This window comes from Paenibacillus silvestris, assembly GCF_009882985.1.
GTDB lineage: Bacteria > Bacillota > Bacilli > Paenibacillales > NBRC-103111 > Paenibacillus_E > Paenibacillus_E silvestris.
The window spans coordinates 381425-395686 of the sequence record NZ_WTUZ01000040.1; the positions used below are offsets into that span (position 1 = coordinate 381425).

General features: G+C 47.7%; 10 protein-coding genes. 3 read left to right on the forward strand and 7 right to left on the reverse strand.

The genetic code is table 11. The features are described 5' to 3' along the window. Positions 1-11: 11 nt before the first annotated feature. Entirely contained in the window at positions 12-1106 is a 1095-nt protein-coding gene (locus GQF01_RS33685; RefSeq protein ID WP_161411654.1) for an SGNH/GDSL hydrolase family protein, read from the reverse strand. A 219-nt stretch (positions 1107-1325) separates the two neighbouring features. Between GQF01_RS33685 and GQF01_RS33690 the strand changes: the two genes are divergently transcribed. From GQF01_RS33690 to GQF01_RS33700, 3 genes are read left to right on the forward strand one after another with little or no spacing between them, the layout of a single operon-like run. After that, the gene (locus GQF01_RS33690; protein WP_328803603.1) at positions 1326-2900 is read left to right on the forward strand and encodes an FAD-dependent oxidoreductase; all 1575 of its coding nucleotides are present in this window, start codon (positions 1326-1328) and stop codon (positions 2898-2900) included. Between the two features lie 49 nt (positions 2901-2949). Further along, a complete protein-coding gene (locus GQF01_RS33695; protein ID WP_161411658.1) occupies positions 2950-4008 on the forward strand; it encodes a Gfo/Idh/MocA family protein in 1059 nt (352 codons plus the stop codon). A gap of 22 nt (positions 4009-4030) precedes the next feature. Further along, positions 4031-7249 carry a family 10 glycosylhydrolase gene (locus GQF01_RS33700; protein WP_161411660.1) on the forward strand — a complete coding sequence of 1073 codons (3219 nt, stop codon included), beginning with the start codon at positions 4031-4033 and terminating at the stop codon, positions 7247-7249. A gap of 582 nt (positions 7250-7831) precedes the next feature. Here GQF01_RS33700 and GQF01_RS33705 read toward each other — a convergent pair. The 6 genes from GQF01_RS33705 to GQF01_RS33730 all read right to left on the reverse strand — a co-directional run bounded on the left by GQF01_RS33705 (position 7832) and on the right by GQF01_RS33730 (position 14254). Next, positions 7832-8041 (reverse strand): hypothetical protein, encoded by a 210-nt coding sequence (locus tag GQF01_RS33705; protein WP_161411662.1) that lies wholly within the window; start codon positions 8039-8041, stop codon positions 7832-7834. Then, positions 8038-8877 carry a Gfo/Idh/MocA family oxidoreductase gene (locus tag GQF01_RS33710; protein ID WP_161411663.1) on the reverse strand — a complete coding sequence of 280 codons (840 nt, stop codon included), beginning with the start codon at positions 8875-8877 and terminating at the stop codon, positions 8038-8040. The genes GQF01_RS33705 and GQF01_RS33710 overlap by 4 nt, the downstream gene beginning before the upstream one ends. 61 nt (positions 8878-8938) lie before the next feature. Then, positions 8939-10468, reverse strand: a complete 1530-nt coding sequence (locus GQF01_RS33715; RefSeq protein WP_161411665.1) for an extracellular solute-binding protein — start codon at positions 10466-10468, stop codon at positions 8939-8941. A 116-nt stretch (positions 10469-10584) separates the two neighbouring features. Then, complete coding sequence (locus GQF01_RS33720) at positions 10585-11505, reverse strand: carbohydrate ABC transporter permease (protein WP_161411667.1); 921 nt, start codon at positions 11503-11505, stop codon at positions 10585-10587. A gap of 21 nt (positions 11506-11526) precedes the next feature. After that, positions 11527-12465, reverse strand: a complete 939-nt coding sequence (locus GQF01_RS33725; protein WP_161411669.1) for an ABC transporter permease — start codon at positions 12463-12465, stop codon at positions 11527-11529. Positions 12466-12655: 190 nt separating this feature from the next. Further along, positions 12656-14254 (reverse strand): response regulator, encoded by a 1599-nt coding sequence (locus GQF01_RS33730; protein WP_161411671.1) that lies wholly within the window; start codon positions 14252-14254, stop codon positions 12656-12658. Positions 14255-14262: the final 8 nt, after the last annotated feature.

Sequence of the window (14262 nt, forward strand, 5' to 3'; positions counted from 1 at the left end):
TCGAGCAAGCCTTATCCCAAAATTTGCTGCAAAATCGGCGTCAGTCCGTCAGCCATCCGCAGGAAGCCAAGATCAGTTGGATGTGAACCATCTACCGTACATTCTTGCGCATTCTCCCCTAATAGCAGTGAACCATCGCAGAAATAAATGTTGACATCATGCCTCTCACGTCGTTCCTCTACGGCTTGCCTGGCAATTTGTTTACGGTCTGTCCGGTCCTTCGCCATCTGAGCTTCAAAATGTTCTCTTGCATGTGTAATCCGGGATATCACCAAGATTGGTGTTACTGGATGCGTTTCCCTATAGATCGCAATGAAATTTGGCAGCGTTTGCTGCAACAGCTCAGTCGAAACACAGTTAGCCTCATAATCCAAGATTAGGCATGCTGGATCCTGGATTTCAGCTAGGAGATGCGCCAATTCGGGCTCGCCTTTTCCATTTCCCGAAAATCCGAGATTTAGGAACTCTAGATTGAAGCGGCGCGATAATAGGTTCGTATAAGACATCCCAGGACGGGAAGCGCAGGCTCCTTGGGTGATGGAGGTCCCGTACACAAGGATTTTTTTATTGCTGGTGTACGCTGGAGGCGGTGTGATTTGTGCTTCCGGGTCCAAACCGATCCAAACCTCATCAATCCCTTGGTACAACGGGAAATTCAGCGTAATAATCCGAGGTTCCCGATTCATATTTGTAAATAACACGCTTTCATAATCGGTCAACTGTTGATCGTATTTTGTCGTTCCGTAATAAACCTGCTCACCCGGACCCCCGATGTAGCAATCAAATCCGCATTGCCCAGTGGCCGGCATATGATACATGTCCGCAGCACCGATCAGTTTAACCTTGACAGATAGGGAGATAGCGTCTGTTGTAAAACGAATTTGGCCGCCAGTCGTGCAATTGGCTAGCCTATCAACCGCTAGCGGCAGCTCCCACTCAGGTTCTACAGGAAGCCTGCGATATCGCTTCTCTTCCTCTAACCAGCCGAAGCCAGCTACTTGAAAAGGAATCTCTAGCGGTGAGTACCAATGATGATTCTGTTCACTTGACTCAATTTGCATATTCGCATCTAACTGTAGAGCACTAACTTTTTTGCTATCGCTCATACGGATTACGGCCCCTTTTCGTTCCATGTCTATGCTTCATTCAAAATTTTCGTCATACGGACGATGAATCCCTTTTTTCTCTCCATCAAAGGTTATTAAAGTACCAAAAGAAGTCATCGTCCTCTGCTGTGGCTATTTTCCTGCTGTAATACAATGGGAATAGCCTGTGCAGCCGCTTCGAAAACAGGAGAAAAGGAGGGATCATTGTTGACAGACAAGATCAATAAATCATACACCGCCGATATTGTCATTATCGGCGGCGGTACCGGCGGGTGCGCCGCAGCGCTTGCCGCAGCCAAATCCGGGAAGTCGGTTATTGTAACCGAGGAGACCGACTGGATCGGGGGGCAATTGACAAGCCAAGCCGTCCCCCCCGATGAACATCGATGGATTGAGCAATTTGGCTGTACACGTACATATCGCGAGTTTCGAGATGGAGTGCGTGAGTATTATCGGCGCCATTTCCCGCTAACGGAGGAGGCACGCTCCCGCAGTCACCTGAACCCTGGTAACGGCGGTGTTTCCCGGCTGTGTCATGAGCCGCGAGCGGCATTAGCCGTACTGCAAGGAATGTTGGCTCCTTATGTTCACAGCGGCAGATTGCAGATTCTTCACCGCTACCAAGTACATGATGTATCGGTTGATGGCGCTGACATTCAAATGGTTACGATGAAGCATGTACAGACCGATGAGCTTATTGAACTTAAAGCTGCCTACTATCTGGATGCAACAGAATGCGGAGACGTTCTGCCGCTTGCCGGAGCCGAGTATGTAACAGGAGCCGAGTCGTACAGCCAAACTGGCGAGCCCCATGCGGTTAAGGGCGATGCGCTACCGCAGGACATGCAGGGCTTTACTTACTGCTTTGCCATGGACTATATCGAAGGTGAAGACCACACGATTGAGCGCCCTGAGCGCTACGATTTTTGGCGGACATACCAAGCTGACTTCTGGCCTGATCGGCTGCTCAGTTGGACTGGCGTCCGCCCGCATACGCTTGAACCCGTCGAATACGAACTGTTCGAGGGTACAGAGCGTTACTCTCTATTCTTTTACCGCCGAATTATCGATGCAACGCAATTTGAGGAAGGCATCTATCCCTCGAGCATCACACTGGTGAACTGGCCGCAAAACGATTATTGGCTGGGATCCGTCATTGATGTAAGTGAAAGTGAACGAGAACAGCACCTGTGGGATGCCAAGCAGCTCAGTCTCTCCTTGCTCTACTGGCTTCAGACGGAAGCACCGCGCCCAGACGGGGGCACAGGCTATCCAGGACTGCGGCTGCGCAAAGATGTTGTCGGAACGGACGACGGGCTCGCGATGTATCCCTATATACGGGAATCCCGCCGGATTAAAGCCGAGTTTACTGTGCTCGAACAGCATGTGAGTACCGATTGCCGCGCGGATGGCAAAGCTGAACAGTTCCATGACTCCGTCGGAATCGGGTGCTATCGCATTGACCTGCATCCGAGCACAGGCAATCGCCATTATATCGATATCTCCTCGCTCCCTTTCCAGATTCCGCTGGGCAGTCTGATTCCAATTCGAATGAACAATCTGCTGCCGGCTTGCAAAAACCTTGGCGTTACACATATTACGAACGGCTGCTATCGCCTCCATCCCGTCGAATGGAATATCGGAGAGGCCGCAGGCTTTTTGGCTAGCCGCTGTATCGATCGCAAGCTGAAGCCCCGCGACATTCGGAATCAAGAATCCGAGCTTCGGGAATTTCAACGCATGTTGGTAAGTTTCGGAATTGAGCTGGAATGGCCGACCATCCATGCTGTTTAGTAGTTCTATTTAACATTTCCAAAATAACCCAAAATGAGGTGTTTTTACGATGAGCAAATTACAAATAGCTGTAATTGGAGCTGGCTCAATTTCTGAAATGCATTTAAGATCCTATCAAAGCAATCCGGATGTAGAGCTTTACGCCATCTGCGACTTGAATGAGGAACGTGCAAAAGCAAAAGCTGAGAAGTATGGCATTAGCCGTGTGTTCACGGATTATAAGGAGCTTCTTGCAGACCCGGCAATAGATGCGGTAAGCATTTGTACGTGGAACAACAGCCACGCACCCATTTCCATCGCAGCACTAGAGGCAGGCAAGAACGTGCTCACTGAAAAGCCGCTCTGCAAAACAGTGGAAGAAGCGTTAGCTGTTGAAAAAGCTGTTCATCGCTCTGGCAAAACGCTGCAGGTTGGCTTTGTCCGAAGGTATGCCTCGAATACCGGTATCGTCAAATCTTTCCTGGATCATGGTGAACTAGGTGAAATTTATTATGCCAAAGCATCCTGTATTCGCCGTCTGGGCAATCCTGGCGGTTGGTTCTCCGATGTGGAACGTTCAGGCGGCGGCCCGCTGATCGATGTTGGCGTACATGTGATTGATCTTTGTTGGTATCTTATGGGAAGACCGAAGGTCAAATCCGTCTCCGGCAACACCTACAATAAACTGGGTAATCGTGCCAACGTGAAAAACCTCGCTTTCTACAAAGCGGCAGATTACGATTCCACACACAATACCGTGGAGGATATGGCGAATGCGTTGATCCGTTTTGAAAATGGAGCTTCCATTCTCGTTGATGTCAGCTTCACGCTTCATGCTAAGGAAGATGAGCTTACCGTTAAGCTGTATGGCGATAAAGGCGGCGCAGAATTGGAACCAGCACTGTCTATCGTGACCGAGAAATACGACACCATTCTGAACCTAACACCGCAGATCAATAACCTTTCCTTCGATTTTGTGGCCGGTTTTCAACAAGAGATTAATTACTTCGTTGAAGTGTGCCAAGGTAAAAAGGAGACTCTCTCCCCTGTGCAGGATGGCGTTGAAATGATGAAAATTCTATGCGGCATCTATGAATCCAGCAAATTAGGAAAAGAAATTAGCTTCTAATTGAAAGGATCGTGAAAGTAACATGAAACCATGGAAGACGTCCAAATGGCTCATTTTTTCACTTTTGTTAGCGATGATCACTGCTCTTTGGCCAATCGGAGCCTCTGCGGCAGGGACGGGTGTTTCGGCTGCTCCCAGCGAGGCAGACTACATTGAAGTTGAAGCCGCACCTATAGATATCACCATTGATATCGAAGGCCCACGCAAACAGATTAACTATGTTGACAAAAGCGTGAGCGGCATTACGGATTATGTGGCACTCTTCACACCGGAATATGCCACTCAAATCACGGTGGGCATGACTTCTGTTGGCGTTGTCGTTGATGCTGCCAATCATGTGACACGTGTTGTTAATCCTTCTGTGAATGGCGGTGTGCCAGTCTGGACAGGCCCTACGGACCTTCTCATCCCGCAAGGAGGCTATGTTCTCGTTGCAAACGATGATAGCTGGGCCAACAAAACGTATAAACAGTATTTAGCGAAAAATTTTAAGGTTGGAGATACCATCAAGCTGCGCAAAAACGGTGAAGTCGTCCCTGTGACTGCATTAATGACGGGTCAAGGTCTGAAAGCACAGCTGAAATTGAATAATGATGACTGGTCTACCGTTACCGTGCCAAAGTTGACCATTTCTGGCAAGTTAGAAAACGTAGAGCCGGGCACCCCCTACTCCGTCCAAGTCAATCAAACGAATGTGACGCTTAGAGCGGATCAGACGTTCCTAATTGACATGGCCCTTGCTGAAGGCGTGAATTACCTCGACGTTGTCGCCGCCAAGAATGGGGTCGAAAATGACCGCAAGCCGTTGATTGTATTTTATAAGAAACAAACGGGAGCTGCGAAGGAAGTCGTCCTCTGGGTGGATCAAGGGACGAATATTTTCAAGCTTCAGACTCCTGAAAATGTACGGGATATGTTGATTAAAGCAAAAGATGCCGGCGTTACGGCTATTGCACTGGATGTCAAAGGCGTGGAAGGTTTCGCCAACTACAAGAAAAACGACTTGACGGGCCGCCCGCACATCTCTCAGATGAAGGCGCCGACCCGCGCTGGTGCGAACCCTAACCTCGACATGCTCGAAGAATTCATTACGTATGGGCACCAGATGGGCATCAAAATACACGCAGCATTCAACGTTTTTGCCGAAGGCTCTCCGGCTCATAACGAATATGGACTTTTGAATCAACATTTGGACTGGGAAGAGCATGTTTTCCGTCCTGAGGATGGCGGTCAAATTCTAAGGCTTCGCGAGAGCAACTATTTTAAGTCGGGCAAATCGCTCGTTGCCTTCGTAAACCCAGCGAATGATGACGTCAGAGCTTTCGAATTAAAAAATATGGAAGAAGTCATCAAAAATTATGATGTCGATGGCGTCGTGCTCGACCGTACTCGCTATGATAATGAAACAGCTGATTTCAGTCCTTTAACACGCACGAAATTTGAAGATTTCCTTGCCTCACGCGGCAAACAGTTGACGAACTGGCCGGCGGATGTATTTTCCTATGTGAATAATGTCCGTCAAAACGGTCCGCTTATCGACGATTGGTGGGAGTTCCGCTCGCTCACTATCAAAACGTTTACAGACGATGTACGCGCACTTACTGATCGCTACTCAGCTTTAAAAGGCAAAAAAGTTCAATCCTCTGCCTATGTAGGCTCATGGTTTGAATCTTACTACCTGAATGGTGTTCACTGGGGCAGCCCGAATTTCCGCTATGACAGCCGTCTCCAATTCCCTGAAGACAGCCTATACACAGATTCGTATTACGCAACAGGCTACACGAAAAACATCGATTTTCTTATGATAGGCACCTATCAGACGACGCAAAAAGAGATCGAGCACCACATTACTCTCGGTAACATTGTTACCAATGGTGAAGTACCCATGTACGCCAGTATTGCACTTGCGAATATTCAAGATCCTCCGCTTCAGCGCTCGGTGTTCCAAGCCGGGTTATCGCAGTCGAATGGACTCATGCTTTTTGATTACTCGCAGGTCAATTGGCCCGTTGTAAAAGCATCTATCCAGAATGTGGAATATGTCAAGGATTATCAGGTAGGCTCCAGCGTTCCGGGCAATAACAACGCCTTTCTTGAAGGAGATTTATACAATGTGAGTCGTAACGAAAACAACCTGAACATGTACTCCGATTCATTTGGGCAATCAACAGCCACATCTACCTTCGGCGTCGAAGCTATCGTTGAGAGCAACGGCAAAGTTAGCAAGGTCGTTAATCAGCAGCAAGCACTAACGTGGAACTGGACGAATATCTCACCGAACAACAGTGTGATTCCACAAGGCGGCTTTGTCATCTCTGCGCTCGATGCATCTGGCGTGAGAACCAGACGTCAGCTCGTTGCCCGCACTTACAAAGTTGGAGATGACGTTAGAGCAGCAATTCTGCGAGGTCATTTGGCCTACACGAACGTCAGCACACCGCTAGCGAACTTTGAGATCAAGGGCAATGTAGAAGTGCTGGGGCCAGGTTCGGCGGAAGCACGACTCAATGGTGTGCCGGCTGCCCTTGCAACCAATGGCGATTTCAGCGGCCTTGTTCCATTGACGGTTGGAGCCAATACCGTTAGCATCTCCGTTTATGTGGATGGCCGCAAAACAAACGAGAAATCCGTCAACATTACAAGGACGGCTCCTGTTCTTACCGGCATGAAGCTGGACGCACCTGTTTATCGACTTGTGAAAAATGATAAACAAATAGCAGTTACTACAGCCGTCTATTCGGATGGAACGCAATCTGTGTTTACGGGAGCAACTTTCACCTCCAGCAATCCGAAAGTGGCAACGGTAGCCGCAGACGGGTCCATTACGGCGCTGAAGGTCGGCACAACCGAAATTACCGCCCAATTCGAGGGTAAAACGGCCACCTCGATCGTGACGGTCGTCGAGTTGAAGAAGCTTTCTTTTGATCAAAAGAAAGTCTCGCTAGTCAAAGGTGAAACGATAGTGACGCCATTAATTGCAACTTATTCAGATGGCAAAACTGAAATTATTACCGTCGGGCCGAAGTATCGTTCCTCCCATGACAAAGTCGCCACCGTTGCTGTAGACGGTACCATCTCGGCGGTGAAAAAAGGGGCAGCTAAAATCAAAGCCTCTTATCTAGGCGAGACGGCAGAAGTCAAAATCAAAGTCTTCAACGACGGAAAAGAAAAGAATGACGAGAAGGTCAACCTCGAATTAGAGAGAGAATTGGATGAAATCCCATCCGGAGAGTTTGAATAAAGGTTGAATAGACGTGAAAAAGCATCCGTTTCCTCCTGCCTGTATAGGAGGGAAATGGATGCTTTTTTGATGTCGTCTGCAAGCGGAGTCTTTGCGGGAACCCGGCTCAGGCTTTACTAAGGGAACTGGAGTCCTCTATTTCGAGGAAAACGAGCTTTTTCCACGCTGGGGGGAACTACAGGCTCTTATTTGGCCGATTTTTCACGTTTTCCGGGTGAAATCGGAGAAATAACGGAGCACAGTTTCCCTTGCAGGTGGAAACTGCAGCAATTAAGCGTACGAGTCTTGGTATAAAAAACACATGACGGATCAAACTCCGCCATGTTCAGTGTTAGCTACTTACTCTTCCTGCAACGTACACCCGATCTAACTCATCACTTCTCAGCCAACTTCCACCTCAACAGCCAAACAAATTACATAATACTTAGCGGGAACCCGCTAAGCCTTTGCATATCGGAACTGGAGTCCCCTATTTCGAGGAAAACGAGCTTTTTCCTCTCGGAGCGGAACTACAGGGCCTTATCCAGCCTCCATGGCAAGTTTTTCCGGTGAAATTGCCAAAATAGCGGACCGTAGTTCCTCCTACATGTGGAAAATGTGCTTTTTCACCGAAATAGCGGCCTGTAGTTCCCACTGGACGAACCTTTTACTCGGCAGCGGCTGTCGCAGCGATGTAATACATCGTTGTGTGCCACGCAGAGCACTCCGGGCTGCACTTTCCTCTCCTGTAACGATGATAAACATCGTTACAATGCCCTCTCGCACGGCGGCAGCCCACGTAAGTCCACTCACTCCGGCAAATCCAACCATTGAAACGGTGTTTCCGCAGCCTTCTTGCCATATTCCAATATGGCAGCAATCGCAATCGTTTCCTGCTTAGGAACAGCAGGGACTCCCGAATCAAAAAATCGCACAAGATTCTCAATAAAAGCCCCGAAAAAATTGGATTCAATTTTCAGAAACTGTGACTCCCCCTGCTCAGAACGCAGGGCTAAGCTGAACGGGCAGTTAGCGCCATAATGGTTGATCGTCGCCTGACGTCCGTTCGCGAACCCGATGATTAGTGAAGGTGTGTTCGAGGTCCCCGTCCACATGACGCGTTTCACATCCGTACCCATAAGGGAAACGATGGGCTCAACCTGATGAATCGCATACGTTTCAAAGCTTCCTGGCCCTAACGCGCAGATGGACTCGATTCCCTCCATATTCAGCCCCGTATATTCCGCAGCAAACCGCAAGGCCGAAGTGGAGTACATCGGCGTCCTATGCTGCTCGGCAAGCTCAAACATGCGGACTGCCGCAGCCCAGTTCGGCGCAAAGGTTTTGTCAACGTAGGTCGGCTTGCCTGACCGCAAAGGAAGCTGCGCAAGCTCCTCATGGAACTCAGCATGATCCGGTGACAACACGATCAGATAATCACTCTGTTCGACGACTGCTTCAATGGAATCCAACAGCTGAATGCCTTTTTTTTCGCACCATGCTGCATTGGTCAGTTTGCCTTCAAGATTGCTCTGGCCGTAGGCATAGGTAACTTTCATTCTGCCTTCTGAGGCGGCTTCTATCCACTCTGGATATTTCTCCGCATGCCATTCATCCAAGTAATAATCAATAAAGCCGATTGTTTTCATCTTCTCATCGCTCCCTCCAGAACTAAAACCCCCGTGGAAGAACCACAGGGGATGCTGCCTCTTACTTCTTGTTCGCTGCGTACCATTCATTGGCTGCTTTCGTCATATCGTCGCCGCCGTCCGCTTTCCACTGAGCTAGGAATTTATCATAGTTTTCGAGCGGTTCAGCACCTGTGATGTATTTCAAGAACGTGTCTTCCATTAGTTTTTGCAGCTTCTGGCTGTTTTTCCCGATAGCCTCAAGCGGCGGTGCAAAGGCAAGAGGATCAACGACCATGTTCCCTTTTGCTGCCTCCTGATTTTTATTAAAAGCATCGGTCAATATCGGATCTTTGCGCACGCGTGCTTGCCAGTAGATCGGATAGTTTTTCTCATCTACCCCTGTTAGGAACGATGAAGCGTTGTTGTATTGATCATTGAAAATAGGCAGAATTGGGAAATAATTTCCATTTTCCATTTTGTGATGAACGCCTTCTTTACCAATGGTTGCTTCTTTATGAATATCTTTGTCCAGCTTCAAATCCAAATATTTGATGATCTCTTCTTTCTTCTCAGCCCATTTCGGAATGCCTACGTAGTAACTGATCCCAGCCGTTGCCATGACTTGAACCTTGCCGTCATCCCCCTTGAGGTAAGGCAGGCTAGCAATCTTGGCATTCGGTGAATTTTTGAGCAAGGCATTTTGCACCGTTGGCGCATTGAAATAGCCGTTTGAAATAATGGCTGTTTTGCCGCTTGTAAAGTTTTCGATGACTTTATTCGCTTGGTTAAGCGACCATTCTTGGTCGATCAATTTCTCGGAGTAGAGTTTTTTCATGAACTCCAAATATTTTTTCATATTCGGATTTTCTACGGTATTCACGAGTTTCCCGTTAACATCCTGCCAACCCGTCGTTAACGTTGATTGTATCATGGTTAGACCGAAGGTCGGTAGTACTTCAGGAAGCAGCGGGCTTTTACCGCCTGACATGGCCATTACATTTTTCTTCTCTTTCAAAGTTTTCATCACATTGTACAATTCGTCGCGCGTGGTTGGCGGCTTGAGCCCCAACTCATCCATCCAATCTTGCCGAATAATGAGCGCTGAGTTAACGATCGTTCCTGATCCCGTTTGCGGGATACCATAAATTTTACCGTTAAGTTTAGCCCCGTTCCAGGAGTTTTGGGAAATAACGTTTTTCATATTCGTCCCGTATTTGTTGACTAGCTCATCGATTGGCTCCAAGGCTCCAGAAGAAGCTAGCTTCGAATACTGCGGACCTGTGAGCAGCATGAAGGCATATTGTTCCTTATTGGCCATGAGTAAATTCAATTTATCGTCTGGATTTTCAACTGGCAGCATGTCATAGGTTACCTTGTAGCCCGTTTTCTCATTTAGGAACTTCGCTACCACTTCAGCATTTGGATCAAATCGCGCATATTGCAGAAGCGCCTTGAATTCAGGCTTTGGTGCATTAGCATTTGCAGTTGTGGCAGGAGCTGCAGACGGCGATGGTGCCGTCGTGCCCGAAGGAGCCCCTCCTCCTCCACATGCGGCCAAAGACGCCGCCAAGGTTGTGATCGACAGTACAGCTAAACATTTTTTTAACATGCAGGTGCCTCCCTTTTATTCGTGTCTCAAACAAAGCCTTCTCCCATGTGAAACGACATGTTCCCCTCGACTTGCCACCACCACCTTTCAAGTAGTTCCAGCTAACGTTGCAGCATTTAACCTTTTACTGAACCAACCAGTACGCCTTTCACAAAATATTTCTGTAGAAAGGGGTACACGATGACAATTGGAAGTGTAGCCAGAATGATAGATGCCGCTTGAATCGATTGCGGTGAAACATTCAGCGAAGCGTCCACATTTGTACGTAAGAACGCATCCGTGGATGAAACGAAGAGCTCTTTTAAATAAAGCTGGAGAGGCTTCATGTCTGCCGAATTGATATAAATCAAGGAAGTAAAATAATCATTCCAGTAGGTAACCGCATAGAACAAACCAATGGTCGCAAGCACGGGCAGCGATAGAGGCAAGATAATGCGCCAAAGAATCGTCATATTGCTGGCACCATCCATTTTCGCGGACTCCTCTAAGCTGTCGGGCAGACCTTCGAAATAATTTTTGATAATCAACATGTTATACACGTTAATCATATAAGGCAGGAAGAGCACTGGCAGTTTATCGATCAAATGAAGTGTGTGCATGAGCAAATAGGTTGGTATTAATCCGCCACTGAACAGCATCGTGAATAAATAGAGGATGATAAAAAACTTGCGGCCCCGCAGCCTCGGCTTCGAGAGTGGATAAGCAGCCAACGTTGTCATGAATAAGGAAAGCAGAGATCCGATGAATGTCACTGTGATCGAAATCGTGAATGCGTTAAGAAACATCGCGTTACTGGCAACATATCGGTAAGTCCCTATTTGAAAATCGATCGGATACAGGGATACCATGCCCGAGACGACAGCAGCCTCACTGCTGAGCGATTTAGCGATAAGATTGACGAATGGAAATATCGTAGAAAGTCCTAATAGGATGAAGAACACATAATTGAAAACGGTAAACACTTTTTCGCCTGGAGATGTACGAATTGCACGGGAAGCTTTAGCCACTGGCGATTTCAAAGAATGATTAGCTTGCATAACGTGCCTCCTTTCACCCGATTACCATATCCCGCGACCGAAAAACTTACGCGCCAAATGATTTCCAGTAAGTATCAATATAAAAGCAACGACCGATTCAAACACGCCGACAGCGGTAGAAAAACTATAATCTTGCTCGCCTAAACCGACCCGGTATACAAAGGTACCAATTACGTCAGCGACATTGTAGACGCTTGGATTGTACATCACGAGTACTTGTTCCGTACCCGCTTCCAGGACATAACCAAGGCGGAGGATAAACATCAGCAGGATGATAGGCAGCAAGCCAGGCAGAGTGATGTGGAGGATTTGCTTCCATCTGTTGGCGCCATCGATTTTGGCTGATTCATACAGCCCTGGATCAATGCTGGCAAGTGCAGCCAAGTAGATGATCGTATTCCAGCCTGTCTCCTTCCAACCTGCGGAAGACACCAGCACCGAGCGGAAGATATGGCTGTCCAGGAAAAAGCGAACAGGTTCGCCGCCCATCGCGACAATCATTTTATTGACGATACCGCCGTTGGTGGAAAGCAAATCGATGAACAAACCACTAACAATGACCCAAGATAGGAAATGCGGCAAATAAATAACCGTTTGGACACTTCGTTTGAACGCCATATTCTTCAATTCATTCAGCAAGATGGCGATGACAATTGGAAGCGGAAAAAGAAAGACAATTTTATAAATCGAGATGGCTAAGGTATTCTGAAACACCTGCAAAAAGCTATCGGAGGACAGCAATTTCTCAAAATGCTTCCACCCCACCCAAGGGCTGGCGGCCATGCCTTCAAATATATTGAAATCCTTGAAAGCAATAATAATCCCATACATCGGCGTGTACTTAAAAATCAGCAGAAAGGCGATGCCAGGAATTAGGGCTAGATATAAATCCCAATCTTTCCGGATGTCGATCCACAATCGCCGTGTATAGCTCTTTTTTGCATGATCTGGTGTAAGCATGACGGTTTCCTCCGTTGCGGTAGTCTGTCAGTTATAGATTCAGTGTATCATCCGCCGATTTATTGCGAATTAGAGTAATATTACTTGTTTTGGTACTTTCAGTACTTCTCGCGCCAGAACCGCACAAATGCAACAAAAAAACCTCCTCCGTTAAGGGAGAAGGTAGTATTCGAAAGTAAGCTCCAGGAAATCAAGAGCGAACTTCCCCGGGGGTTACCCCCCAATATTTGCGAAATACTCTTGTAAAATAACTCACATCCCGGTACCCGACTGCCGCTGCGGCATCATAAACGCGAACGCCTTCTTGCAGCGTAGCTTTGGCCCGTTCCATTTTTCTTTCCATCACATAGGTCGAGAACGCCTTCCCCGTTTCCTGCTTAAACAAACGGCTCAAGTAAGAAGAATTGACATACAACCGATCAGCAACCGCATGCAGCGTCATCTCTTGATCGATTTCATTCTCTACGAGGGTTAGAATCGTTTTGATCATTTCATGACTTGTTGATTTCCTACGTTCTCTGGCATAGGTTAAATAGGCCTTGATCATCCTTTGCAGCCAAAATAAAATTTGGTCTTTGACCATCAGCTCCCGGTGATTGTGGAAATAGACATAGTCTTCCCCGGCGACTTCCCGCACAGGCCATCCCTGCTTCTGGATCATGCGGACAAAAAGGCTTTCGAAATATAAAATATGCTCATGAATTTCTTCAATCGTTTCAGCTTTGGCCATGCCTCCCTCCCATAGCGCTGATAGGATGTCAGCCGCCTTGTCGCCTTCTCCAGTTTCAAGAGCGATCTCCAGCGCTTTCTCCAAATTCGGCTGCAGCATAAGCTCCGGCTCTCTCCCTTGCTCCTCCTGGTAGGGAATGGCGAGATCGTGACCAAGCATAATCCGATTCTGTAGCGCCCGAACAGCCTGTACGTACAGCTTGTTTAGATCCTCACATCCGCCGATCATTCCGCTAATTCCCGCGCTAGCTGTAAGTCTAAGGCAGCTTAGGACGGTAAAAAGCAGCTTCTCTGTCAACACATTGATTTTTTGCAGGGCTTCCTTAGGGGCTTCATCTCCAGCAAGCTGATAGACAACAACTGTATATCCAGCATAATCAGAAACAACAAAGCAGGGGGTAGACTGCAAATATTCCTGCACAATGCTTCCCAGTGAAAACTGCAGCAAGGACATATCTTTCCTGCTGAAACGGGTTTCCTTATCTGGCAGCGGATCCATATCGACGACCGCAACTGCAAATTGTGCGTCATTCGGCAAATTCATCTGAAGATATTTACTTCGCTGCTCGATCTCCCAGAGCTCGAATTTCCCCTTCAGCCATCCTTGCAGAAAATCGTTCACCAAATAGGGCAGATGCTGCTCCCATCTCTGTTTCAGCTCTTCTTCATTATGACGCTGTTCCAGCTCGGATCTCAGCTTCTCGGCTGCTTCGAGCACGGTCTCTAGAATCTCCTCGTCGCCAGCTGGCTTCAGCAAATATTTCATAACGCCAATAGAAAGTGCCTCCTGAGCGTAAGCGAAATCATCATGACCACTGAGCACAATGATTTTCAGCAAAGGATCACTCTGGCGAAGCTGCTTCGCCAATGTTAATCCATCCATCTCTGGCATCTGTAGATCAAGTAGAATGATTTCCGGCTTTTTGCGTTCGATGAGTCGCAGCGCTTCCAAGCCGTTTCCTGCTTGCCCGACAACTTCAATGCCATGTTTGTCCCACGGAATGTTGTTGGCTAGTGCGTTTCTGAGGCGGATTTCGTCTTCCACAATTAATAAATTCATCCGATGAA